Genomic DNA, 22,222 nt, shown 5'->3' with positions numbered 1-22,222 from the left:
GCGGCGAAAGGGGCGAACAGCCAGAAACCAAGATCCAGACTGTGTTAAGGTCACGAACCTGCATCGAAGGGGGCCTCGATGAAGGGGTGTAATCGTCATGCGCGCTGAGGTGAGATCACCGTCACCTGCGGATCAGCTGGTCGTCGAGGGTCCTCTATGGACGATGCCCAGGTCGGCCGACGGGCCTGAATCCCTGGAATGTGAACATCTACCGAAGAGGATCACGAATCTTGCCCATCTTCCGAACCAGAACGAGTCGTCGTGCTGTGGCCGCACTGTCCGCCGCCTCGGTGCTGTTATGCGCCGCGGTACCGTCCGCCCAGGCCGCCGATACCGGTGAGGTGGCCGCCTTCCTGCAGGACGCCATGAACGAGCTGCGCTTTGAGCAGGTCCTCGACCTGGCGCCGCCGGCATCCCCGCAGGCTCGGACGCTGGCCGGCGTGGTCGACAAGGACGCGCAGACGGCCGCCGACTACGCCCGGCTGTTCGCCGCCGCAGTCGACCCCAAGCCCATCGTCCAGCAGCCGCAACTCGACGTGACCGTACTGGAACTGGACCGGCGGGGCCGGCCGGTGTCGTCCGGCACGGTCCTGATGAGCCCGCAGTATCCGAACGGGATCGCCGTGCCGGTGGACCAGAACTTCCACACCGACCAGGTGCGATATCGGCAGTGGGACGACGCGGGATGGTACGCCAACCAGGGCAAGGGCACCATCGACATCGTGCCGGGCCGGGAGAACGCGCCCATCGACTTCATGCTCCCCTATCCGGCCTCTGTCCTGAAGCTGATGGTCACCTTCGGGGTGCTGCGCCTGGTCGACAAGGGCGAGATCAAGCTTGACGACACCTACGCCTACCAGCCCACCACGCTCAGTTCCCTGTGCGGCGGGCCGACGAGCAACACCATCGGCGCCTACATGGACGCCTCGATCACCTCCTCCTCCAACGCCGGGACCTGTGCGCTGGTGAAGCTGCTACACGACCGCGGTGCGGTGGACGAGCTCAACCAGACCTTCCAGGACCTGGGCCTGGAGACCATGCAGCTGAAGAACACCAACCCGGCCAACGGCGGCCGCTGGTCCAACCCGGTCACGATGAGCTCGCTGGACACGGCCAAGCTGCTCGCGCTGGTCAACGGCGTACCTGGCACGGCGTGGACCGCCCCCAACGGCAAGCCCGTCACCGGCGAGGTGCTGAGCGCCACGTCCCGCCAGGTCTTCAAGAAGCTGCTCGACGAGCAGGGCTTCAACGACATGCTCTCCACCACCAACCGGTGCGGCAGCACCTACCCGGCCGCGGGCATCCCGCAGCGGGTGAACTCGCGGTGGGTGGCCGCCGACGGCACGGTGACGGTCGAGGGCCTCAAGTTCGGCCAGGACGTCCGGCCCTGCAACAAGCAGGCGCAGGTCACGTTCGGGCACAAGACCGGATGGGTCGGCAACTCGGGAGCTGACGCGGGGATCGTCAGGTCCCTGCCGGGCAAGGCGGGCCGCCACTACGTCGTCGTGGCCATCACCAACCTCGGCACCCAGTACGTCGACGCCAACCGGCCGGCCACCGAGCCCGGCATCTACCCGGTCGCCTTCACCGAGAAGCTGGCCAAGCTTGGTGCGGCGATCGACCGGTACGAGGCCGCCTGGTATGCCCGGCGCAACGTGAAGTGACCATCCGCATGGCAGCCTGTGCAACCGCGAATCGCCGCCGCGTGCGGCTTCGATCCGGTTGTTGACGGTCACGACGGCGCTGGCCCGCTGGCGCCGTCGTGACCGCCCTGCTCCGCTGGGATCTGGAGGCAGCCCGACCTCGTTGAACCAGTTGGTCTAGGAATAGACGGGGCCGTCGCTGTCGCCGTGCGCGACGCGCCGATGTGGCAACGGCGTCCCATCTGGCCCACAGGCGCCTGTGGTGTGGCGCTGACTGTGAGGCATGCGCAGGAGGTAGTTCATCGGGCGGGAGCCGGATGGTTCGTGATCGGCCCGCCGCGGGCGGAGTACCGCGCCCTTCGGTCAAGGGGCGGGTCGCCGTGCGCGGCGACGGCGTGTCCGCCGAGTTCCCGTACGACCTACCTACCCTCAGGGGTGGGGACGTGCTGGTCGATGAGGATGCGTGCGGCGGCGACGGATCGGGCGGCGGGGCCGGAGGGGCCGAGCGTGGCCGCGTTGGCGTAGAGGCCGGAGATGATGAGCATCAGCATGTCGGCCAGGGCTTTGGGATCGGTGGCGCGGGCCGCGGACGCGAGGGTGCACAGCAACTCGCGTAGCCCTTCGAGGTGGGCGACGGCCTCCCGGCGGCCGGGGTGGCCGGGGTCGCGGAACTCCGCCGAGGTGTTGTAGAAGGTGCAGCCGTGGGCGTCGGAGCCCTGGGTGCCCTCCTGGGCCTGCTCCACGATGGCCAGGAGCTGGCGGGCGGGGTCGCCCTCGTGCCGGGCGATCGCACTGCCGATCTGTGCCCAGGCGTGGTCGTGCAGCTCGCCCACCCACGCCCTCACCAGCTCGTCCTTGCTGGTGAACTCGCGGTAGAGAGCGCTCTTGCCGAGCCCCGTCTCCTCGACGACCTGCTGCATGCCCACGGCCCGCGCGCCCTGCTCGCGGAACAGACGGGCGGCCGTCTGGAGGATGCGCCGGCGGGTGCCGGGAACCGGTGTGCGCGTCACCTTCGGGTCCCTTCGCGAGGAGTTCAAGGATCTTCGTTGACAGCGTAGCGCGCTACCCCCAAGATTGGACCGATCGGTCCGGACCGATCGGTCCGTTATGAATGAGGGGGTGTGTTCTTGTATGACCGAGACTGCGGCCGGCACCCGGAGCGGGAATGCCGGTCTGCTGCTCGCGGTGATGTCCGCCGTACAGTTCCTGGACGCGATGGACATCGCCAGCATCGGGCCCGCGCTGCCGCTCCTACAGCGTGACCTGGGTATGTCGCCCGAGGCGTTGCAGTGGGTGGTGAGCGGCTACGCGCTGGGCTTCGGTGGATTCCTGCTGTTAGGCGGGCGGCTGGCCGATCTGTTCGACCGCAGGAGGTTGTTGCTCGGCTGGCTGGTGGTGTTCGTCGTCGCCAGCCACGTCGGCGGTCTGACCAACGAGGGCCTGATTCTCGTGATCGCCCGCCTGCTCAAGGGCGTCAGCGCCGGCTTCACCGCCCCGGTGGCCATGGCGTTGTTGCTGGACACCTTCCGCGAGGAACGGGCCCGCAACCGCGCGCTGGGGACCTTCCTCGCCATCTCCTCCTCCGGTTTCTCGCTGGGCCTGGTGTTCGGCGGGGCGCTGGCGCAACTCGACTGGCGCCTGGTCTTCCTGCTGCCCGCGGCGGTCGGCGTCGTCGTCGCGCTCGTGGCCGCCGCCGTGGTGCCGCGGGACCGTACGAGAAGAACCCGGACCGGGCGCCTGGACGTCCTCGGCGCGATGCTGGTCGCGGGCGCCGCGATCACTCTCGTGTACGGAGTCAGCCAGGCCTCCATCGTCGGCTGGAGCCATCCGCTCACCCTGGCAGCGCTCGGCGGGTCCGCCCTCCTGCTTGCCCTGCTCCTCGTCGTGGAACGCGGGCATCCGGCGCCGCTCATACCGTTATCGATCTTCGCCAGGGCAGGACTGGTGCGGGCGAACGTCGGCATGCTCATGTTCGGCGCCTACGTGGCCTTCCAGTTCGTTCTGACGCTCTATTACGAGGGCACGCTGGGCTGGTCACCGCTACAGACGGCGCTGTCCTTCCTGCTCGGCGGCCTGCTCACCGGCACCACCGCCAGATACTGGGCGGCGGCGGTGACCAGGTTCGGCGCCTGGCCGGTCGCCACCGCCGGGCTGTTCCTGCTCGCCGCCGGCTACGCGGTCTGGGCCGTGCTGATCGGCCGAGCCGAACCGCTGGCGGTCCTGCTCATCCAGCAGGTGCTGGGCGGGCTCGGGTTCCCCGCCGCCTACTCGGCGCTCAACATCGCCGCCGTGGCGGGCGCGGGACAGCAGGAGCAGGGCCTGGCGTCGGGCCTGTTCAACGCCAGCGCCCAACTCGGTACCAGCCTGATCACCGCCGTCACCGCCACCATGCTGGTCGCCAATGGCGGCGCGATGGTGGGCGGCTACCGGGCCGGACTCTGGACAGTCGTCGCCGTGTCCCTGGCCATCACACTGCTGTCGGCCCTGGGCACGAGAACTCCACAACCATGAAGGGAAATCGCATGCGCATCTACACTGCCACCGCCACCTCGGAAGGCCGCGACGGCCGGGCGGTCTCCTCAGACGGCCGGCTGGACGTCCAGCTCGCCCTGCAGAAAGAGCTGGGCGGCGACGGCGCCGGCACCAACCCCGAGCAACTCTTCGCCGCCGGGTACGCCGCCTGTTTCGCCACGTCCATGAAACTCGTGGCGGGCAGTCAGGACCTCGACGTGTCCGATGCCTCGGTCACCGCGGAGGTCGGCCTGTCACCCAACGGCAAGGGCGGCTACGAGCTGGACGCCGTCCTGCGCGTGAAACTGCCCGACACCCTCACCGCGGAGCAGGCACGAACCCTCCTGGACGCCACCCACCAGGTGTGCCCCTACTCCAACGCCACCCGCGGCAACATGCCCGTCGAACTGCTCCTCGACTGACGAGTACGACGCCCACCCCAACACGCATGGTTGGGGTGGGCGGTTTCGGTACTTCAGCTTGCCTCGCGATCCACGAACCCAGCCGCGGCCGCGCAGACGGTCACCAGACCTGTAGCTTGGCGCCGAACTCCAGGTCCACGTCCCAGACGCGGGAGAAGATGATCACAGAGCCGCCGTCGGCGCCGCCGCAGTACACCTTCTTGCTGCGGGCCGAGGTGATGCCCTGGGCCGCGACCTCGTCGAACCAGTTGGTGTACGAATAGACCGGGCCGCCGCTGTCACCGGCCGCGGTGGCGCAGCCGCCAACGACGCTTTTGGCGCGGACCATGTGCTTGACGTACTGGCCGTTGGTGTACGTGCCGCTCCAGCCGGTTTCGGTCACCTTGATGAGGCAGTTCTCACCCAGAGTGGCCCCGGAGTTGCAGACGAAGTTGCCGACGTACGCCTTCCACAGCGCCACCACCTTGTTGCTGGTGGAGGCGGTGTTGCTGCCGTCGAAGACGTTGGCCGTCGCGTCGCCGAGCACGATCGCGGCGTCACGTTTGGCGACGCGCCAGGACAACTCGCCCATGTAGTTCGCCGGGTTGCCGACGCCGCCGCCGTCGTAGAACTGGTCCCAGACGTTGCCGCAGTGAGCGGCGGTGAGGAACCCGGGCGTGCCGTACTTGTCCTTGACCGCGAAGCCCGAGCTGCAGCCCGCCCCCGACTGCTGGTTCCAGGTCCGGCCACCCGCGTAGTAGCTGGGTACGTCGTCCTGCCTGCTGTAGGCGGGACTGAATTCCTCTCCCCTTTCCAAGGTGATGGGCGCGGTCGTGCCGCTGGGCCGCTGCAGCTGCTGCGGGTCGGTGTCCTCCCCGGAGACCGAGAGCCGGATGCCGCTGCCGTCCGGCTGCGGCGCCGCGCCGCTCGCCTGGCCGGCCTCGGCCCACCGCTCGGCCTCCTGCAGGAGCTGCGCGTTGGTGTAGGCGGCCGGCAGTACGGCTACCGGAGCCGTCTGCCGTCCCTGGTCGATCGTGGTCTGTACGGCCGGCGGCACCGTGCCCCGCCAGTACAGGCGTACCTCGTGGTTCTCCGGAGCGACGACGATTCCCCCGAATCCTTCGGCGCTCTCGGCCGACTCGGTGATGCGGTCGGCCACCCCGTTCAGCCGGGTCTGCTCGGAGAACAGTGCCCTCCAGTCGGCGAACCCGCTGGGCACCGCCCCGCGTGGGCCGCTCTCGTCCCTGGTCGGCGTCTTGCCGCCCGGGTCGTCGGTGGCCCGCACCGTACGGCCCGGGTCGTCGATGGCGGTCTGCGCTGTGGCTGCCCCCGCGCCCAGAAAGGGCAGCAGCGCACAGGCGGTCCCCAGGACTGTCAGGCGTAAGCGGACGTTCTTCTGCATTGGTTAACCCCCGTGTTTGGCAATTGCGGGAGTTATCACAGCATGTGAAGAGCGTCGCTTTCTGCGGCCAATTACGAGTACGGTCTGTGGCCTCGGACCTTGCGCCTACCTGGTCAGCCAACGGAGCCAGCCTCCGTGCATTGCGCTGAACGCGACCGGCTGGTGATCGAGCGCGAGGACGTTGGTGGAGGTGTGCGCCGGTGGCTGCTGGGGGAGGCGGGCGGCGATGCTCGGCAGGACGCCCGGCCCTTCTTGGGAGATCCAATGGGCGTCGAGCTGTTCGACCTGCCGTACGAAAGTGGTGCGGTCGGCGTCTGGCAGGTAGTAGAGCACCGCGGTGTGGAAGACGACGAGTGTGGCGTACGAGGGTGCCTGAGCGGCCACCTCGCCGAGGCGCGCGTTGAGGTCTCCGGGCACGATGCGGGGCGGATCGGCTTGTGCCAGGGCGATCGCGGTGTTCAGGCGCTCCAGCCGGTCATGTTGTTCGGGCCAGACCAGGGTCCGCAGCCACCGGATGTCGGCCGGATCGGTGACGTCGAGAGGATTGAGGTCGATGCCGGCCCGCCAGGCGACGGTCACCGTCCCCGGCTCGTCGAATCGCGGCTGCGGGTCGCCCTCGACGTGGCAGCGCAGCCTCAACGGGCTGTCCACCGCCCCGGCCAGGCTTCCGTCGTAGTCGTAGCCGTAGCGATCGGGTAGCAGGCACAGGCCGGCTGAGGCGCCGACCTCCAGCAGGGCCAGCGGCTGGGGAAGCGCGGCCAGCAGGGGATACAGCGCGGCGCACCGAGCCGGTTCGTTGGTCTGGGTGCGGTGGGTGAGCATCGTCGCGACGACCGCGTCGCGGTTGTCGAGGACGGACTGCCGGAACTGCTGGTAGTCGGCCGGTGTTCCGCTGACGTGCCGGGCGGCGGCGAGGAGCAGGTTGGGCTGCCGCCTGTCCGGGGGAAGGTCGGACAACAACTCGATCAGGTCGCGGTCAGCTGCCACTCCGAGGGCGAGCTGCTCGTACAACGGCGATCTGCCATGGGCCTCCATGGACGCGAAGCGCCGGTACTGCTCTGCGATCGGCATGATCGGACTCTAACGCCGGCCTGCGAGAGAGCGTGGCGGGACATTCCAGGTCTTTCTCGTCAACCTGGGGTGGGGCTCAGGGAGTGTCAGGGGTGGCTTTCACCGACGAGAGGAGACCGGGTGGACGCGGATTTCGTGGACTTCGTCCGGCACCGGGGAGACCACCATCTGAGAACGGCGGTCCTGCTCACCGGGGATTGGCACACGGCTGAGGATCTGGTGCAGTCCTGCCTCGGCAAGTTGTACCGCGTGTGGCATCGGCTGGACACCCGTAGTGAGCCCGACGCGTACCTGCGCCGCATCCTGGTCAACACCTATCGATCATGGTGGCGGGCCCGGTGGCGTCGTGAGATCCCCCGCGCCGAACTGCCCGATCTGCCAGGTCCCGCGGACCTGGGGGAGGCCCGGGCGGTGGCGGAGGACGTTCGGAAGGCGCTGGCGAAGCTGCCGGTCAGACAGCGGACCGCTTTGGTGCTGCGGTTCTTCGCGGACCTGCCCGAATCGGAGGTCGCCGATCTGATGGGCTGCTCGGCGGGGACGGTCAAAACCCATACGCATCGCGGTCTGCAGGCGATGCGGCGACTGATCTCGCCCGGCACGGTGGTCAACCGAAACGAGGCGGAGGGGAGTGGGATCCGGTGAGACACCAACACGAGGAGCCGTCCATGAACGAGAAAGAACTCCGCTCCCTGCTCGTCAAAGCCACCGAGGACCGGCCCGCGGGCATCGACCTCATGCCGACGCCGCCGAAGCGCGGGCTGGCCCGGGTTCTGGTCCCGATCGCCTCGCTGGCCGCCGCGGTTGTGCTGGGTGCGTTCGTGCTGATACTGCCTTCGAGCCAGTCTTCGGCGCAGGCCCAGGTGGCCGCCGCCGTCGAGAACACCGGCCAGGAGAGCTACCGTCTGCACTGCGTCAGCGGCGCCAAGACCTTCGATGGCGCCTTCGACCCCGTCCAGCGGGTGGGCGTGATCACGAGGGTTGGGGACGGGGCCGAGACCCGGTTCGTCGGCGATCTGATGTACAGCCGGGAGCCGGGCGAGGCGAAATGGATGGTCTCTCCGCGCGTCGACGAGGAGTTGAAGAAGGCGCCGGCGGCCGTCGGCCTGGTCAAGCTCGCTCCGCTGGACCCCCAGGCGGCTCTGCAGCGGCTCCGTTCGGCCACTGACATCCGTGAGAGCGGCTCCGCCGCCGGTCAGGGCTGGACGGGCCGGCGGTTCGCGTTCTCGCTGGGCGACGCCGAGGACCTCACCGGATCCGTGGACGTGGATGACCAGGGACGGGTCCGGCGGCTGGAGTTCGTCTTCGGCGACACCGGTCACCGGAACGTCATGGACTTCAACGACTTCGGCGCCTCGGTGACGGTCACGGCCCCGCCCGCCGACCAGGTGGAGCCGCTGCCGGCCGACAAGCAGATGGGCAAGCCGATCCACAAGCCGACCTGACCGATCAATCCAGCACCCCTCAACCGTGTGCCTGGGCCGGAGCGGATGTGGCTCCGGTCCACGCACACCGCGTGTGACATTAACGACCGGTCGGTCTTATTTCTGCTAGAGTCATGGCTGTGGAAGATGGAAGGAAGGCTCGCGGGCAGCGCAGCCGGGAGGCGATCCTGACGCACGCCGTGTCCCTGGCCTCGATTGACGGGCTCGGCGGGCTGAGTCTCGGGCGGCTGGCTGAGGCAGCAGGTGTCAGTAAGTCCGGATTTTTCGCTCACTGGCGTGACAAGGAGCAACTCCAGCTCGACACCATCGACTGGGCCCGCCGCCAGTGGGTCGAACACGTGGTCACCCCGGCCTTTCAGCACCCTGCGGGCGTGCGGCGGCTGTACGCCCTGCACCAGAGCCGGCTGCGGTTCTACGCCGACGGGGTGCTGCCCGGTGGGTGCTTCTTCTTCGTCGCCCAGGTCGAGTTCGACGACCGGCCGGGGCCGGTCCAGGCCCAGGTGGCCAAGGCCATGGCCGACTGGCTCGCCGTGCTCCGTACCCAGGCGGAAAAGGCGATCGAGCTGGGCGAGCTGACCGGTGTCGACCCCGCGCAGCTCGCGTACGAGATCGAGGCGCTCGGTGAGGCGGCCGTCACCCATGCCCGGCTGCTGGACCACGACACCGCCTTCACCTACGCCCGCCGCGCGGTTTTGCAACGGCTGCGCGCGCACGCCACCGACCCCTCGCTGCTCCCGGAGGACTGACCGTTGACCCTTGCGCAAGGCTGCCGCTTGCCCGTCCAGGTGCACTTCGACGACCTCGACGCCATGGGCCTGCTGCACAACTCCCGCTACGCCCTGCTGGTCGAACGCGCCATCTCCGTCTACTGGACCGAGCTGGGCTGGAACTTCGACCCGGCGTTGTCGGCGTTCCAGGACGTGTTCATGGCCGTACGGGAATTCAAGATCACCTACCACACGCCGATCGTGGGTGCGTGCGAGCCCGTCGTGCACTTCTGGATGGAGCGGCTGGGCCGTACGAGCGGGGTGTACGGCTTCCGCGTGCTGTCGCCCGATGAGTCCGTGGTGCACGCCGAAGGGCACCGCGTGAACGTCAACCTCGATCCGGCGACCTTCCGCCCGACCCCGTTCAGTCCCGAGATCCGCCAGGCGGCGGGGCTCCTGCTCAGAGAGCCGGTGGCCAGTTGAGATCCCGTTGGATCGCCGGTCCGGAGCCGCGTGGCGACGATCCGGTGCTGGTCAGCCGTACCGACTTCCGGGTGAACCATCGGACCGACCTGCCGCGCGCGGCCTTCGCCGGCTGGCGGCTGGCCCGGCTGTGGCCGGAGTTGGACGGGGCGATCGGGCTGTGGTTGTGGACCGACGTGAAGGACCGCCGATGCGGGTCAGTGTCGGTCTGGCGGGATGAGGCCGCCTTGCGGGGGTTCGTACGGCTGGCCGCACACGTGCGCATCATGCGCGCCTACCGAGGCCGCGGCGTACTGACCTCGACCTCGATCCGAACCTCCGCCGAAGACCTGTGGACAGCGAGCTTCTCCCCGGTCGGGACTCCAGATTCCTGACTCGGTCACCGACTTCTTCACCCGCCCACGGTGATCACGGGGCGTGGATAAGCTCCGAGGCGTGAATCGAGTTTGCCTGGTCACCGGGGCCAATCGGGGCATTGGGCTGGAGGTCGCCCGCCGGCTCGCGCGGGCGGGCGACACCGTCGTCCTGACCGCCAGGGATCTGGGAAACGCCGAGAAGGCGGCGCGCGGGCTGCGGGGGACCGTGGTGCCGCGGCAACTGGATGTCGGTGATCCGGAGTCGGTGCGCCGGTTGGTCGAGGGGCTGGCTTACGACAGGCTGGATGTGCTGGTCAACAATGCCGCCATCCACTACGACACCTGGCAGCGGGCCGAGAACGCCGATCTCGACGTCGTGCGGGAGGCGCTGGAGACGAATTTGCTGGGGGCCTGGCGGGTGACGTTGGCGTTACTGCCGTTGTTGCGGGCCGGTGGCCATGGCCGGGTGGTGAACGTCTCCAGCGAGGCCGGGTCGCTGGCCGTCATGGGCGGTGGCACTCCGGCGTACACCGTGTCGAAGACCGCGCTCAACGCGCTGACCAAGATGCTGGCCGCGGAGCTGCGCGGTGATCGGATCCTGGTGAACGCCGTCTGTCCCGGGTGGGTGGCGACCGACATGGGCGGGCCCGGCGGGCGGCCGGTCGGCGAGGGGGCCCGTAGCGTGCTGTGGGCGGTGGATCTGCCTGATGGCGGGCCGACCGGGGGGTTCTTCCGTGACGGCAAGCCTCTGGCCTGGTGATCAGCCGGTGGCTCGGCGGCGGTGGGCCTTCTGCCTGCAGGCGCCTCCGCAGAAGCGGGCTGGGCGGCCGGTGCGGGAGGTGGGGATGGCGGCGCCGCACTCCTCACAGCGGGCGGTGGGACCGGGCTGCTCCTCGCGGGTTTCGTTACGGTGGCCGGGTTTCGTGACAGGTTTCGTTGCGGTGGGCAGCGGTGAATGTCCGGCGCGGAGGCCGTCCAGGACGAGGGTGGTGGCCCTGCCGGGGGTGGCGCTGTTGGCCTCCATCGCGACACATCCCGCCATAAGTGCCATGACATCTGTTATCTGGACATCCGGCCTTACGGCGCCGGCATGGTGGGCCTGGTCGAGCAGGGCGGCGAGGGCGATTCCGTAGCGTCGCCGTGCCTGCGGCGCCACCTCGGCCTTGGGGGTGGAGACGAAGGACTCGCAGAGCGCCTTGTTGAATCCAGCCTGTTCGACGGTCGAGGTGAAAGCGGTGAAGAACGCCGCTCCGGTCTCCGCTTCGGTGGTGGCCAGCAGGGCGGTGAGCTCGTCGGCCAGACGTTCGATCCGGTCGTGGACCACCGCCTCGAACAGGGCCTCCTTGCTGGGGAAGTGCCGGTAGACGGTGCCCGCGCCGACGCCCGCGCGCCGGGCGATCACGTCGAGCGGCACGGACAGGCCCTCCGCCGCGAACGCCTCCTGGGCGGCCTCCAGCACGCGGGCGCGATTGTGCCGGGCGTCCGCGCGTGCGGCGATCGTCATGCGGCCTCCCATGTGCCTGGTTCGGTGCCCGGATTGACAACCGGAACGCTCGTTCCGTAGCGTCTAAGCGGGTTGGGCGTTCCGATTCTACCGAACCTGGGAGTTCGCATGACCGTACCTACACAACCGACCGCCCGCGAGGTCGTCGAACAGTTCCTGCGGGCCTCCGTGGACGGCGGGCTGGCCGACCTGTACGCGCCCGACGTCGTGATCGAGATACCGTTCGCCCCGGCTGGCATCCCCCGGCGCTCGCAGGGGCGGGAGGAGCTGCGGGCCAGGTTCGAGGCCGCCGCCGGTGTGCTGCGCTGGGAGCGGACGGACAACGCGCTGATCCACGAGACCGCTGACCCCGAGGTGGTCATCGTGGAGTACGACCTCCACGGCTCGCTCGTCGCCTCGGGGCGGCCCATCGTCATGTCCTACATCATGGTCGTCCAGGTGCGGGACGGCCTGATCGTCCACTCCCGGGACTACGGAAACCCCCAGGCCATGGACGATTACCGCGAGGAGTTGCTGAGCGCGATCAACTCCTAGCGCTCGTACGTCATGAGGACCGTGCCGTTGCCGAACGTGCGCGTCGCGGTCAGGTTGAACAGGGTCGGGCGGAACTCGCCGTCGAAGGCGGCGATGCCCGACCCCGCCACCACCGGATAGGCCTTGATGATCAGCTCGTCGATCTCCGGCAGCAGTGTGCCCGCCAGCTTGCCGCCGCCGCACAGCCAGATGTCGAGGTCGCCCTCCTCTTCCTTCAGGCGGCGGACCAGCGCGAGGGGGTCGCCGGAGACGAGCTCCACGGCCGGGTCGGGGATCTCCGGGATCGTGCTGGAGAAGACGTACTGCCGCAGGTGCGCATACGGGCTGGTCATGCCGACGTCGAGGCCCGGCTGGTAGGTGCCCCGGCCCATGAGCACAGTGTCGAAGCGCCTGTTGGGGGCGTCGAAGCCGAGCTGCTTCCGGATGTGGGTGGGGACGGTTTCGGGGACCTCCTCGTTCCAGTACGCGGCCAGCTCGTCGGACACGGGATAGAAGTCGAAGTCGCCGTTCGGGCCGGCGATGTAGCCGTCGATGGAGATCCCCACGTAGTAGGCGAGCTTTCGCATATTCACTCCAGATGTAGTACTTAGCTCGAAGTGATTTCACCGTAGTACTACAACTAGAGTGGTGTCAAGGCTGCGACCATGGAACGCATGAGGCTTGCGAAAGAGACGGACAGGGGCGCGGTCGAGGAGCTGGTACAGGCGGCCTACCAGCCGTGGGTGGCGGTCATTGGCACGCGGCCCCTCCCCATGGAGGCCGACTATGCCGCGCTCATCGCCGAGGGCCGGGTGCACGTGACCGGCGATGACTTCGACGGGCTCATCGTGCTGATCCCCGAGGACGGCGTGCTCTACATCGACAACGTGGCGGTACGCCCCGGCCTGCACGGCAAGGGCATCGGCCGGAGTCTGATGGCCTATGCCGAGCAGGAGGCGCGGCGGCTCGGCCTGCCCGCCCTGCGCCTCTACACCAACGTCAAAATGGCCAGGAACATCGCCCTGTACGAGTCGCTCGGCTACGTCGTGACCGGACACAAGGAGCTCGACGGCCGGTCGGCCGTGGCCATGCGCAAACAGCTCAGCCCGTGAGGACGCCCAGCAGGTGGGTCACCTCGCGGGCCACCGCGTCGCGGCCCGCCCGCAGGTACTTGCGCGAGTCGACCACCTTCGCGTCCCCGGCGAGGTAGTCGCGTACCGCGCCGGTGAACGCCTTGTTCAGGTGCGTAGCGATGTTGATCTTCTTCATGCCGTGCCGTACGGCCTCGCGCAGGATGTCGTCGGGCACCCCCGACGAGCCGTGCAGCACCAGCGGGACCGGTACGACGGCGCGCAGCTCGGTGATGAGGTCCAGGTCGAGCACGGCGTCCTTGGTGGTCATGGCGTGCGAGGTGCCCACGGCGACGGCCAGCGCGTCGACGCCGGTGCGCGCCACGTACTCCACCGCCTCGTGCGGCTTGGTCCGCGCGCCGGGCGCGTGCACGCCGTCCTTGCCGCCCACCTCGCCCAGCTCGGCCTCCACCCACACACCGCGTTCGTGGCACCAGGCGGCCACGTCGGCGGTGGCGGCCACGTTCTCCTCGTCGGGCAGCGCCGACGCGTCGAACATCACCGAGCCGACCCCCAGCTCCACCGCCTCCTCGACCAGAGCGCGGCCGGTGGCGTGGTCGAGATGCACCGCCACCGGCACCGCGGCGCCCCTGGCGACCGCCAGGCAGGCGAGCGCGATGGGTTCCAGGGCGCCGTGGTAGCGGACGCAGTTCTCGCTGATCTGCAGGACCACCGGCAGGCCCAGGGCCTCGGCGCCCGCGACGATGGCGGTGGCGTGCTCCAGCTGGATCACATTGAACGCGCCCACCCCCGCGGGTGATTCGCGGACGATGTCGCCGATTCGGGCGAGGGGCATGACGACTCCTTGGACGATTCCTCAGACGATGACGATGCGTGGGTGGATGTCGGCGTAGACGTCGCGGTCGAAGTCGCCCGCCACGGGCGCCGCGACCGCCGCGGCGCCCAGCGCCGCCGCCCTGGTGAGCCGCTCGGGCCACGGGGACCGCTCCACGAGCCCCAGCGCCAGCCCCGCGACCAGCGAGTCACCGGCGCCGGTCGGGTTGCCTTCCACCTTGTACGGCATGCGCGCCCGGAAGATCCCCTCGGGCGTGACGGCCAGCAGCCCTTCGGCGCCCATCGACACGACCACCGACTCGGCCCCGCGACCGCGCAACGCCTGCGCGCCCTCCTCGGGACCGCCTTCCGGCACGGCCCGCGCGAGCTCCTCAGCGTTCGGTTTGACGATCGAGGGGCGGCCGCCGGGCGCGTGCCGCAGTGGTTCGCCGTCGGCGTCCACGATGGCGGGCACGCCGTGCTCGGCGGCGATGGCGGCCAGCGTCGCGTACGCGTCGAGCGGCACGCCCCTGGGCAGGCTGCCGGAGATGACGACGGCCTCCGCCGTGGCCATCAGGTCGGTGAAACGGCCGGTCATGCGCCCGAACTCGGCCGCCGTGACCTCAGGCCCCGGCTCGTTGAACAGCGCTGTTCGCGGGGAAGCTGTTCGCGGGGAGTTCGCGACGCCCGGCTCGGTCCGGCCGGGGTCCGCGACGACCAGCGTGGTGCGCGAGTCGGCCGCGATCCCCACGAAGGCGTGCGGCAGTCCGGCCCGCTGGAGGTCGGCCTCGATGGCCTGGCCGGTCGGGCCGCCCGCGAGGCCGGTGACCAGCACGTCCTGGCCGAGCGCGGCCAGGACGCGGGCCACGTTGACGCCCTTGCCGCCGGCCCGCCGGTGTACGGTGGCGACCCGGTTGACCCCGTCCCAGTCGACGCCGGGCACCTGGTAGGTGACGTCGAGGGCGGCGTTGAGCGTCACGGTGAGGATCATCAGGGCTCCACGATCCAGGCCCCGCGCTTCATCACGCCCGCGACCTCCAACTCGTCGGACAGGACCACCAGATCGGCCGCCTTGCCCACGGCGATCGAGCCGGTGGTGTCGGCGACGCCCAGCACGCGGGCGGGCGTCAGGGAGGTGAGCTGGACCGCCTCGGGCAGCGTCAGGCCCACCTCCTGGACGGTGCGGCGGAAGGCCACGTCCATGGTGAGCGTGCTGCCCGCGATCGAGCCGCCCTCGGCCAGCCGGGCGACCCCGTCGGTGACGATCACGTCCATGGAGCCCAGCACGTACGTGCCGTCGCCCATGCCGGCGGCGGCCATCGCGTCCGTGATCAGCGCGGTCCTCGCGGGCCCGGCCACCTCGTAGGCCAGCCGCAGCATGGCCGGGTGCACGTGCACGCCGTCGTTGATGAGCTCGATCGTGATCCGCTCGTCCTCCAGCAGCGCGGCGACGGGGCCCGGGGTGCGGTGGCCGAGCGGCGGCAGAGCATTGTAGAGGTGCGTGGCCACGGTCGCGCCGGCCTCGATGCCCGCCAGCGTCTGCTCGTAGGTGGCGTCGCTGTGGCCGAGCGCGGCGATCACGCCCTCGGCGGCGGCCGCGCGGATCGTGTCGAGGGCGCCGGGCAGCTCCGGGGCGATGGTCAGCATCCGTACGTGCCCGCGGCCGGCCGCGAGCAGCCCGGCGAACTCCTGCGGCGACGGATCGCGCAGCAGCCCGGGATTGTGGGCACCGCAACGGGCCCGGGAGATGTACGGGCCTTCGAAGTGGATGCCGGCCAGCAGACCGTCGTCGCAGAGCTCGGCCAGCGACGACGTGGCGCGGGCCAGGTCGTCCAGCGCACCGGTCACAAGGCTGGCCACCATCGTCGTGGTGCCGTGGCGTTCGTGCAGCGCCACCGCCTCACGCGCGCTGTCATGCTCGCCGGTCGGGAACGAGCCGCCGGCTCCGCCATGGTTGTGTATGTCGACGAAGCCGGGCACCACGTGCCGACCGCCCAGACTGTGGCCCGCGCGGGGCGCGGCTCCGTGCCCGACATGTGTGATGCGGCCGTCTTCGATGGTCAACCACCCGTCGTGAACTCCCTCGGCGGTCACGATGCGGGCGTCGGCAAGAGTAAGGCTCATGAAGAAAGAATCACAGATCGAGTGAGGTGCAAGGGCTCGTCCGGGTCGAGGCCACGGGCGAACGCCCTGGCGACCGCCACCCGCTGCGCCCTGATCAGCTCGGCCATCGGGTCGAGACCGGTCTGGAAGAACGTGCCGCCGGTCTCCACGACCTGCTCGCGCAGGCCCTCGGGGGCGGTGCCGAGCATCCAGGTGACGCGACCGGGGCCGGCGATGCTGATCGGGCCGTGACGGTATTCCATCGCCGGGTACGCCTCGGTCCACGAGCGTGACGCCTCGCGCATCTTCAGCGCGGCCTCCTGGGCCAGGCCCACCGACCAGCCGGTGCCTAGGAAGCTGAACTGCTCGGCGGCGACGAGCTCGTCGGGGAGCGAGGCCGACACGGCCTGCTCGGCGTCGTCGATCGCCTGGGTGAGGTCCTCGCCGAGGCTGGCGCGGAGCATGGCGAGCTGGGTGGTGGCGAACCGGGTCTGCACGACCGACTGCTCGTCCGCGTAGTCGAGCACGATGACGTCGTCGGCGGCCGTCATGACCGGCGTGGTGGGGTCGGCGGTGATGGCCGTGGTCCTGGCGCCGGTTCTGCGCAGGAGCTCTAGCACCTCCGTCGTGGTGCCGGAGCGCGTCAGGGCCAGCACGCGGTCGTACGCGCGTCCGGCCGGGGCCTCGGAGGCGGCGAACGCGTCGGTCTCGCCCTGCCCCGCCTGCTCCCGCAGCGTGGCGTAGGCCATCGCGATGAACCACGACGTCCCGCAGCCGACCACGGCGACCCGCTCTCCGGGGCGGGGCAGCGCGTCGGCGGGCACGTTGTCGACGGCGCGTCGCCAGCACTCGGGCTGGGAGCCGATCTCGGCCTCGGTGTGGGTGGTCACCACTTGCCTCCCCGGGATTGATTGTTTCTGCTTTTTTTATATCAGAACAGAGCATAAATGTGCACTGGTAGCCTGACCTGCCAGGTTGTGCAACGCTTGCTCCCGACGGATCTCAAAGGGGAGGCATCGTGTCCCGCTACGATCGTTGGAACGCGATTCTCGAGCTGCTCGCGCAGGAAGGACGGCTCTCCGTCGAGGAGGCCGCCCAGTCGCTCGACGTCTCCACCGCCACGATTCGCCGTGATTTCGACCAGCTCGCGCAGCAACAGATGCTCATGCGCACGCGGGGCGGCGCGGTCGCCCAGAGCGTCAGCTACGACCTCCCGCTGCGCTACAAGACGGCGCGGCACGCCGACGAGAAGCACCGCATCGCCTCCGCCGCGGCCGAACTCGTCTCGCCGGGCGCCGTGATCGGGCTCAACGGCGGCACCACGACCTCCGAGCTGGCCCGCACGCTGGCGACCAGCCCGGCGCTGGAGCCGGGCTTCACCATCGTCACGAACGCCCTGAACATCGCCTCCGAGCTCACCGTCCGGCAGCACGTCAAGATCGTGGTCACGGGCGGGGTGGCCCGGCCGCAGTCCTACGAGCTCATCGGGCCGCTGGCCTCGGGCGTGCTCGAACAGGTGACACTCGACGTGGCCTTCCTCGGCGTGGACGCGCTCGACGTGGAGCTGGGCGCCTCGGCCCACCACGAGGGGGAGGCGAGCGTCAACTACCTGCTCATCAGCCGCGCCTCGCAGGTCGTGGTGGTGGCGGACTCCTCGAAGATCGGCAAGCGGGCGTTCTCCCGCATCTGTCCCACCAACCAGATCGACACCCTCGTCACCGACGCCCAGCTCTCCGACAGCCTTGCCAATGAGCTGACGGACGCGGGCGTCAAGGTCATCCGCGCCTGATCGGGTCCCGCCTCGGTCGCCGTCCTCGCCACTGGTGCCGGGTGGCGGGTAACCCATGCGTGCCGTACAAGAAGAGAGAGCGGTTTGTCGCACGACGGGCTGCGGCGGGTAAGAGGAGGGTCATGGCGGGAAGGGGAATCGCCCGGCTTGGGCCTGGAGAGCGGACCGCGGCGCTGGACCGGATGGCGGAGCGGGAGCTGGACCTGGTCGTGGTCGGCGGCGGCGTGGTCGGCGCGGGGGTCGCGCTCGACGCCGTCACCCGAGGGCTCGACGTGGGCCTGGTGGAGGCGCGCGACTTCGCCTCCGGTACGTCATCGCGTTCCTCCAAGCTGATCCACGGCGGCCTGCGTTACCTGGAGCAGCTCAACTTCGAGCTGGTCAGAGAGGCGCTCCAGGAGCGGGCGCTGCTGTTGCAGCGGCTCGCGCCGCATCTGGTGCGGCCCGTGCCGTTCCTGTTTCCGATGACCCACTTCGGGTGGGAGCGGCCGTATGTGGGGGCGGGGGTGGCCCTGTACGACGCGCTGGGGTTCGCCTCGGGGTTGACGCGCGGGGTGCCGGGGCATCGGCACCTGTCCAGGAGCAGGGCGTTGCGGCTGGCGCCGGCGTTGAAGCGGACCGCGTTCACCGGCGCGGTGCAGTACTGGGACGCGCAGGTCGATGACGCGCGCTACGTGATGATGATGCTGCGGACGGCCGCCACCTACGGCGCGCACGTGGCGCCGCGGGCGCAGGTCGTGGGGTTCCTGCGCGAGGGGGAGCGGGTCACCGGCGTACGGGTGCGCGACCTGGAGACCGGCGCCGAGCTGGAGGTACGCGCCCGGCAGGTGGTCAACGCCACGGGCGTGTGGACCGACGACATCCAGGAGCTGGTCGGCGGCCGGGGCCAGATCCACGTGCGCGCGTCGAAGGGGATCCACCTGCTGGTGCCGCGCGACCGGATCCACTCGCTCACCGGGATCATCCTTCGCACCGAAAAATCGGTACTTTTCGTGATTCCGTGGGGACGGCACTGGATCATCGGCACCACCGACACCGAGTGGAGGCTGGACAAGGCGCATCCCGTGGCGTCGAGGGTCGACATCGACTACCTGCTCGACCACGTCAACGCCGTGCTGTCCGTGCCGCTGACGCGTGACGACGTCGAGGGGGTCTACGCGGGGCTGCGCCCGCTGCTGTCGGGGGAGTCGGAGGAGACATCGAAGCTGTCGCGCGAGCACGTGGTGGCGCATCCGGTCCCCGGCCTGGTGATGATCGCCGGCGGAAAATATACGACTTATCGGGTTATGGCGAAGGATGCCGTCGATGCCGTCGCCCACGGGCTCGACCAGCGCGTGCCGCGGTCGTGCACGGACCGCATCCCGCTCGTGGGCGCCGAGGGCTACCAGGCCCGCTGGAACGCCCGCCACCGGCTCGCCGACACCTCGGGCCTGCACGTGGCCCGCATCGAGCACCTGCTCCAGCGCTACGGCTCGCTCGTCGACGAGGTCCTGGAGCTGATCGACCGCGACAGGTCGCTGGCCCGGCCGCTCGGCGGGGCCGACGACTACCTGCGCGCGGAGATCGTCTACGCGGCCACCCACGAGGGCGCCCGGCATCTCAACGACGTGCTGAGCAGGCGTACGCACATCTCGATCGAGACCTTCCACCGCGGCCTGGGCAGCGCCCGCGAGGCCGCCGAACTGCTCGCCGAGCCGCTCGGCTGGGACGGCGAGCAGGTCAAGCGCGAGGTCGAGTACTTCACCAAGCGGGTCGAGGCCGAACGCCTGTCCCAGGAGCAGGACACCGACCAGGAGGCCGACGCGATCCGGCTCGGCGCCCCCGAGATCGTGCCCGTCGCGACGCCGGAGCAATGATGGACGAGCCGTCCAAGGACCTCGCGGATCCGCGGGAACTGCTCGCGGGCTATCTCGACTACTACCGCGACGTCATCCTGCGCAAGCTCGACGGGCTGCCGGAGCCCGAGGTCAGCCGGGTGCCCTCCGGGTGGACGCCGGTGGCGCTGCTCAAGCACCTCGCCTACATGGAGCGGCGCTGGTTCTGCTGGGACTTCGCGGGCCAGGAGATCGACGACCCCTACGGCGACGACGGTCCCGATGGACGCTGGTCGGCCACCGAGCCGTATGACGAGGTCAGGGCGTTCTTCCTGGAGCAGTGCGAGCGGTCCAGGCGCGTCGTGGCCGAGGCGGGTGAGCTGGCCGACCTGGCCGCGACGATCGGGCGCTTCCAGCCGCCCAGAAGGCCGCCGACGCTCGCCTGGATCATGTTCCACGTGCTGCAGGAGTACGCCAGGCACGCCGGGCACCTCGACATCGCCCGCGAACTGGCCGACGGCGCGACCGGCGAGTGAGCCGGGGCGCCGGCCGGGGTGGCCGGCGCCCCCTCCGCGGGAGGACTGGCTCAGTGGAGCGGGATGTAGGCCTGCTCGGCCAGCGTGTTCATGTCGTTGACCTGGACGCCGTCCGTGGAGACGGTCCAGATCGAGTCGCCGATGACCATGGCGCGCTGGATGCTCGGCTGGTACGTGGCGTCCTTCTGCTTCTGGACCGGATGCTTGATCATGCCGAGCTTCGTCACCGCGGTGTCGTCGATCTTCAGGACCATGGCGCCGATCTCCTCGTTCTTCTCCGAGTAGGTGTTGAGCGGGATCACCGACAGGCCGGTCTTGGGCCAGTACAGGAACGCGTGCGGGTCCCACTCGGCCTCGGAGCCCGAGTCCTTCTGGAACAGCTGCGACAGCCGACGCGGGCTCGCCGGGTTACTGACGTCGAAGAGCGAGATCTGCGTTCCGAGCGTCCGGCCCTTGTCGCTCGCCTCCTGCCCGATGCCGATCAGCCGGCCGTCGTTGCCGGGGTGCAGGTACGCGGAGTAGCCGGTGATCTTCAGCTCGCCGGTCACCTTGGGGGCGGCCGGGTCGCGCAGGTCGAGCGTGTAGAGCGGGTCCACCTGCTTGAACGTGACGCAGTAACCGACCGGGCCGATGAACCTGACCGAGTAGATGCGCTCACCCTCGCCCAGGCCGCCTACTTCGCCCACCTTGTCCAGGGTGTCGGCCTTGAGCACCGTCACGCTGCTGACACTGCTGTCGCTGGTCTTCTCGGTCTCGGAGGTGAGCGTGGTGGCGACGCGCAGGTTGCCCTCGTACTCCGACAGCGAGTACTGGTTCAGCAGCCGTCCCGGCACCTTGCCCGAGGCGATGTAGGAGGGCGGGCCCGGCTTGCCGATGTCGAACCGGTGTACCTCGGTCTCCTCGGGCGGGGCGGTCGGGGTGGGCTCGGGGCTCTCGGGGCTGAGGGTGACCTTGGCCGACGGGCTGGGCTCGGCCGGGTCGGGCTCGGTGGCGGGGGCCTGGGGCGTGTCCTCCACGGCCGCCATCGGGACCGGCCACCACCAGCGCGGGTTGCTGGTCACGTAGAGGCTCTGGCCGGTGCCGTAGACCGTGTCGCCGTCGGCCGCGAGGCTGATCGGGTCGGTGCCCGCCTCCGTGAGCCCCTGGGCCAGGTCGATGGTGTGCACGGTCAGCAGCGAGGTGCCGGTGTAGTCGGCCGGATGGCTGACCCGCGCACAGTCGACCGCCTTCTTGGTGACGGTCCCGGCCGCGTCGGTGATCTCGATCTTGGGCAGCCAGGCGTCGAGCGGCGCCCGGCGTACCGCCGCCTCGTTCGCCTGCTTCATCTCGGCCTCGGAGGCGTTCTCCTTCGGCTGCGGGAACGTGATCTCGGGCTGGCTGCGGGTGACGAGCCGCACGGTCGAGCCGACCATCCTGGCGTCCACGTACGTGCCCTGCGGCTTGATCGTGCCGAGCAGCTTGGGCTCCGCCCCGGCCAGGTCCACGAGCAGGTATCTGGTCTGGCCGACGGGGGCGAACGTCTTGTACATGATGTCGCCCCCTCTGAAGAGCACCAGCGCGCGGTCGCCCGAGACGAGCAGGTCGGCGGGGGCGTAGGCGGGCTCGTCGGCCTTGGTGAGCTTGAGGGACCCGGTGACCTTCCTGGTGGCCGTGTCGATGATCCGCAGCGTGCCGCCCGTGACCGTGATGACCCGGTTGCCGTCGGTCTTGACCAGGTCGGGCTCGTCCACGCCCGCCTCATGGGTGTTGGTCGAGGAGTGCTCCGGGGCGGCGTCGGCGGTCGCCGACTTCTCCCGGGTCATGAACATGGGCACCGCCCCGCCGAAGCCCCACTGGCTGACGTTGCTCGCCGCGTGCTCGCGGAGCCCGGCGAGCATGTCGTCGCAACCGTTGTAGGAGACCAGGCGTATGGCCGGCAGGCGCTGCTTCGTGGGCGCCGTGCCCCCCGGAGCGGAGGTGCAGGCGGAGATGGCCGTAGCGAGGGCCGCGCCGGCCACGACGGTACGGATCAGCGTCTTCATGACCTCATTGACGGATCCGCGGGCC

General features: G+C 69.8%; 24 protein-coding genes. 14 read left to right on the top strand and 10 right to left on the bottom strand.

All coding sequences use genetic code 11. The features are described from left to right. Positions 1-266 precede the first annotated feature (266 nt). Positions 267-1,664 carry a serine hydrolase gene (locus tag AB0B91_RS37995; RefSeq protein WP_358330451.1) on the top strand — a complete coding sequence of 466 codons (1,398 nt, stop codon included), beginning with the start codon at positions 267-269 and terminating at the stop codon, positions 1,662-1,664. A 398-nt stretch (positions 1,665-2,062) separates the two neighbouring features. Here AB0B91_RS37995 and AB0B91_RS37990 read toward each other — a convergent pair whose 3' ends face one another. Next, complete coding sequence (locus AB0B91_RS37990; protein WP_358330448.1) at positions 2,063-2,653, bottom strand: TetR/AcrR family transcriptional regulator; 591 nt, start codon at positions 2,651-2,653, stop codon at positions 2,063-2,065. Positions 2,654-2,774: 121 nt separating this feature from the next. Between AB0B91_RS37990 and AB0B91_RS37985 the strand changes: the two genes are divergently transcribed. After that, positions 2,775-4,154, top strand: a complete 1,380-nt coding sequence (locus tag AB0B91_RS37985) for an MFS transporter (protein ID WP_358330445.1) — start codon at positions 2,775-2,777, stop codon at positions 4,152-4,154. 11 nt (positions 4,155-4,165) lie between these two features. Beyond that, positions 4,166-4,576, top strand: a complete 411-nt coding sequence (locus AB0B91_RS37980) for an organic hydroperoxide resistance protein (RefSeq protein ID WP_358330442.1) — start codon at positions 4,166-4,168, stop codon at positions 4,574-4,576. A 100-nt stretch (positions 4,577-4,676) separates the two neighbouring features. On the opposite strand, the gene AB0B91_RS37975 is transcribed toward AB0B91_RS37980, so the two are convergent. Then, on the bottom strand, positions 4,677-5,957 hold the full coding sequence (locus AB0B91_RS37975; protein ID WP_358330439.1) for a S1 family peptidase: 1,281 nt from the start codon (positions 5,955-5,957) through the stop codon (positions 4,677-4,679). A 105-nt stretch (positions 5,958-6,062) separates the two neighbouring features. Beyond that, positions 6,063-7,028 (bottom strand): DUF2332 domain-containing protein, encoded by a 966-nt coding sequence (locus AB0B91_RS37970; RefSeq protein WP_358330436.1) that lies wholly within the window; start codon positions 7,026-7,028, stop codon positions 6,063-6,065. Between the two features lie 120 nt (positions 7,029-7,148). Between AB0B91_RS37970 and AB0B91_RS37965 the strand changes: the two genes are divergently transcribed. The 6 genes from AB0B91_RS37965 to AB0B91_RS37940 all read left to right on the top strand — a co-directional run bounded on the left by AB0B91_RS37965 (position 7,149) and on the right by AB0B91_RS37940 (position 10,776). After that, positions 7,149-7,670, top strand: coding sequence for a SigE family RNA polymerase sigma factor (locus AB0B91_RS37965; protein ID WP_358330433.1), 522 nt, complete (start codon positions 7,149-7,151; stop codon positions 7,668-7,670). Positions 7,671-7,693: 23 nt separating this feature from the next. After that, the gene (locus AB0B91_RS37960; RefSeq protein ID WP_358330431.1) at positions 7,694-8,470 is read left to right on the top strand and encodes a hypothetical protein; all 777 of its coding nucleotides are present in this window, start codon (positions 7,694-7,696) and stop codon (positions 8,468-8,470) included. A 119-nt stretch (positions 8,471-8,589) separates the two neighbouring features. Beyond that, positions 8,590-9,216 carry a TetR/AcrR family transcriptional regulator gene (locus AB0B91_RS37955; RefSeq protein ID WP_358330428.1) on the top strand — a complete coding sequence of 209 codons (627 nt, stop codon included), beginning with the start codon at positions 8,590-8,592 and terminating at the stop codon, positions 9,214-9,216. 3 nt (positions 9,217-9,219) lie between these two features. Continuing rightward, a complete protein-coding gene (locus AB0B91_RS37950) occupies positions 9,220-9,660 on the top strand; it encodes a thioesterase family protein (RefSeq protein ID WP_358330425.1) in 441 nt (146 codons plus the stop codon). Then, a complete protein-coding gene (locus AB0B91_RS37945) occupies positions 9,657-10,034 on the top strand; it encodes a hypothetical protein (RefSeq protein WP_358330422.1) in 378 nt (125 codons plus the stop codon). Before AB0B91_RS37950 ends, AB0B91_RS37945 begins: the two co-directional genes overlap by 4 nt. A gap of 61 nt (positions 10,035-10,095) precedes the next feature. Then, a complete protein-coding gene (locus AB0B91_RS37940) occupies positions 10,096-10,776 on the top strand; it encodes an SDR family oxidoreductase (RefSeq protein WP_358330419.1) in 681 nt (226 codons plus the stop codon). On the opposite strand, the gene AB0B91_RS37935 is transcribed toward AB0B91_RS37940, so the two are convergent. After that, the gene (locus AB0B91_RS37935) at positions 10,777-11,520 is read right to left on the bottom strand and encodes a TetR/AcrR family transcriptional regulator (protein WP_358330416.1); all 744 of its coding nucleotides are present in this window, start codon (positions 11,518-11,520) and stop codon (positions 10,777-10,779) included. Positions 11,521-11,628: 108 nt separating this feature from the next. Here AB0B91_RS37935 and AB0B91_RS37930 point away from each other — a divergent pair, with 108 nt between their 5' ends. Continuing rightward, complete coding sequence (locus AB0B91_RS37930; protein WP_358330413.1) at positions 11,629-12,054, top strand: nuclear transport factor 2 family protein; 426 nt, start codon at positions 11,629-11,631, stop codon at positions 12,052-12,054. On the opposite strand, the gene AB0B91_RS37925 is transcribed toward AB0B91_RS37930, so the two are convergent. Next, positions 12,051-12,620: a dihydrofolate reductase family protein gene (locus tag AB0B91_RS37925; protein ID WP_358330410.1), complete on the bottom strand. Its 570-nt coding sequence runs from the start codon at positions 12,618-12,620 to the stop codon at positions 12,051-12,053. The genes AB0B91_RS37930 and AB0B91_RS37925 overlap by 4 nt on opposite strands. Positions 12,621-12,707: 87 nt before the next feature. On the opposite strand from AB0B91_RS37925, the gene AB0B91_RS37920 reads away from it, so the two are divergent. Next, positions 12,708-13,145, top strand: a complete 438-nt coding sequence (locus tag AB0B91_RS37920; protein WP_358330407.1) for a GNAT family N-acetyltransferase — start codon at positions 12,708-12,710, stop codon at positions 13,143-13,145. Here the strand turns inward: AB0B91_RS37920 and AB0B91_RS37915 are convergent. The 4 genes from AB0B91_RS37915 to AB0B91_RS37900 are packed head-to-tail and all read right to left on the bottom strand — an operon-like array spanning position 13,135 to position 16,930. Next, a complete protein-coding gene (locus AB0B91_RS37915; RefSeq protein WP_358330405.1) occupies positions 13,135-13,959 on the bottom strand; it encodes a class II fructose-bisphosphate aldolase in 825 nt (274 codons plus the stop codon). The two genes, AB0B91_RS37920 and AB0B91_RS37915, sit on opposite strands and share 11 nt — an antisense overlap. Positions 13,960-13,980: 21 nt before the next feature. Then, entirely contained in the window at positions 13,981-14,928 is a 948-nt protein-coding gene (locus tag AB0B91_RS37910; protein WP_358330402.1) for a hexose kinase, read from the bottom strand. Next, complete coding sequence (gene nagA / locus AB0B91_RS37905) at positions 14,928-16,061, bottom strand: N-acetylglucosamine-6-phosphate deacetylase (RefSeq protein ID WP_358330399.1); 1,134 nt, start codon at positions 16,059-16,061, stop codon at positions 14,928-14,930. Before nagA ends, AB0B91_RS37910 begins: the two co-directional genes overlap by 1 nt. Further along, a complete protein-coding gene (locus AB0B91_RS37900) occupies positions 16,058-16,930 on the bottom strand; it encodes an SIS domain-containing protein (protein WP_358330396.1) in 873 nt (290 codons plus the stop codon). Before AB0B91_RS37900 ends, nagA begins: the two co-directional genes overlap by 4 nt. A 128-nt stretch (positions 16,931-17,058) precedes the next feature. Between AB0B91_RS37900 and AB0B91_RS37895 the strand changes: the two genes are divergently transcribed. From AB0B91_RS37895 to AB0B91_RS37885, 3 genes are all read left to right on the top strand, one after another. Next, the gene (locus AB0B91_RS37895; RefSeq protein WP_358330393.1) at positions 17,059-17,829 is read left to right on the top strand and encodes a DeoR/GlpR family DNA-binding transcription regulator; all 771 of its coding nucleotides are present in this window, start codon (positions 17,059-17,061) and stop codon (positions 17,827-17,829) included. Positions 17,830-17,951: 122 nt separating this feature from the next. Further along, complete coding sequence (locus AB0B91_RS37890) at positions 17,952-19,682, top strand: glycerol-3-phosphate dehydrogenase/oxidase (protein WP_358330390.1); 1,731 nt, start codon at positions 17,952-17,954, stop codon at positions 19,680-19,682. Then, positions 19,682-20,176: a DinB family protein gene (locus AB0B91_RS37885; protein ID WP_358330387.1), complete on the top strand. Its 495-nt coding sequence runs from the start codon at positions 19,682-19,684 to the stop codon at positions 20,174-20,176. The genes AB0B91_RS37890 and AB0B91_RS37885 overlap by 1 nt, the downstream gene beginning before the upstream one ends. Before the next feature lie 50 nt (positions 20,177-20,226). Here the strand turns inward: AB0B91_RS37885 and AB0B91_RS37880 are convergent, their stop codons facing one another. Beyond that, the gene (locus AB0B91_RS37880; protein ID WP_358330384.1) at positions 20,227-22,197 is read right to left on the bottom strand and encodes a beta-propeller domain-containing protein; all 1,971 of its coding nucleotides are present in this window, start codon (positions 22,195-22,197) and stop codon (positions 20,227-20,229) included. Positions 22,198-22,222: the final 25 nt, after the last annotated feature.

The organism is Nonomuraea sp. NPDC049141 (assembly GCF_040648415.1).
Classification (GTDB): Bacteria; Actinomycetota; Actinomycetes; order Streptosporangiales; family Streptosporangiaceae; genus Nonomuraea.
Note: the sequence above shows the minus strand (reverse complement) of the source record. Positions and strands in the feature narration are given on the sequence as shown.

Coding starts and splice junctions, on each gene's coding strand:
- AB0B91_RS37980 (WP_358330442.1), top strand. CDS start 4,166: ATGCGCATCTACACTGCCACCGCCACCTCGGAAGGCCGCGACGGCCGG.
- AB0B91_RS37970 (WP_358330436.1), bottom strand. CDS start 7,028: ATGCCGATCGCAGAGCAGTACCGGCGCTTCGCGTCCATGGAGGCCCAT.
- AB0B91_RS37930 (WP_358330413.1), top strand. CDS start 11,629: ATGACCGTACCTACACAACCGACCGCCCGCGAGGTCGTCGAACAGTTC.
- AB0B91_RS37935 (WP_358330416.1), bottom strand. CDS start 11,520: ATGACGATCGCCGCACGCGCGGACGCCCGGCACAATCGCGCCCGCGTG.
- AB0B91_RS37960 (WP_358330431.1), top strand. CDS start 7,694: ATGAACGAGAAAGAACTCCGCTCCCTGCTCGTCAAAGCCACCGAGGAC.
- AB0B91_RS37910 (WP_358330402.1), bottom strand. CDS start 14,928: ATGATCCTCACCGTGACGCTCAACGCCGCCCTCGACGTCACCTACCAG.
- AB0B91_RS37915 (WP_358330405.1), bottom strand. CDS start 13,959: ATGCCCCTCGCCCGAATCGGCGACATCGTCCGCGAATCACCCGCGGGG.
- AB0B91_RS37920 (WP_358330407.1), top strand. CDS start 12,708: ATGAGGCTTGCGAAAGAGACGGACAGGGGCGCGGTCGAGGAGCTGGTA.
- AB0B91_RS37925 (WP_358330410.1), bottom strand. CDS start 12,620: ATGCGAAAGCTCGCCTACTACGTGGGGATCTCCATCGACGGCTACATC.
- AB0B91_RS37890 (WP_358330390.1), top strand. CDS start 17,952: ATGGCGGGAAGGGGAATCGCCCGGCTTGGGCCTGGAGAGCGGACCGCG.
- AB0B91_RS37885 (WP_358330387.1), top strand. CDS start 19,682: ATGGACGAGCCGTCCAAGGACCTCGCGGATCCGCGGGAACTGCTCGCG.
- AB0B91_RS37975 (WP_358330439.1), bottom strand. CDS start 5,957: ATGCAGAAGAACGTCCGCTTACGCCTGACAGTCCTGGGGACCGCCTGT.
- AB0B91_RS37880 (WP_358330384.1), bottom strand. CDS start 22,197: ATGAAGACGCTGATCCGTACCGTCGTGGCCGGCGCGGCCCTCGCTACG.
- nagA (WP_358330399.1), bottom strand. CDS start 16,061: ATGAGCCTTACTCTTGCCGACGCCCGCATCGTGACCGCCGAGGGAGTT.
- AB0B91_RS37985 (WP_358330445.1), top strand. CDS start 2,775: ATGACCGAGACTGCGGCCGGCACCCGGAGCGGGAATGCCGGTCTGCTG.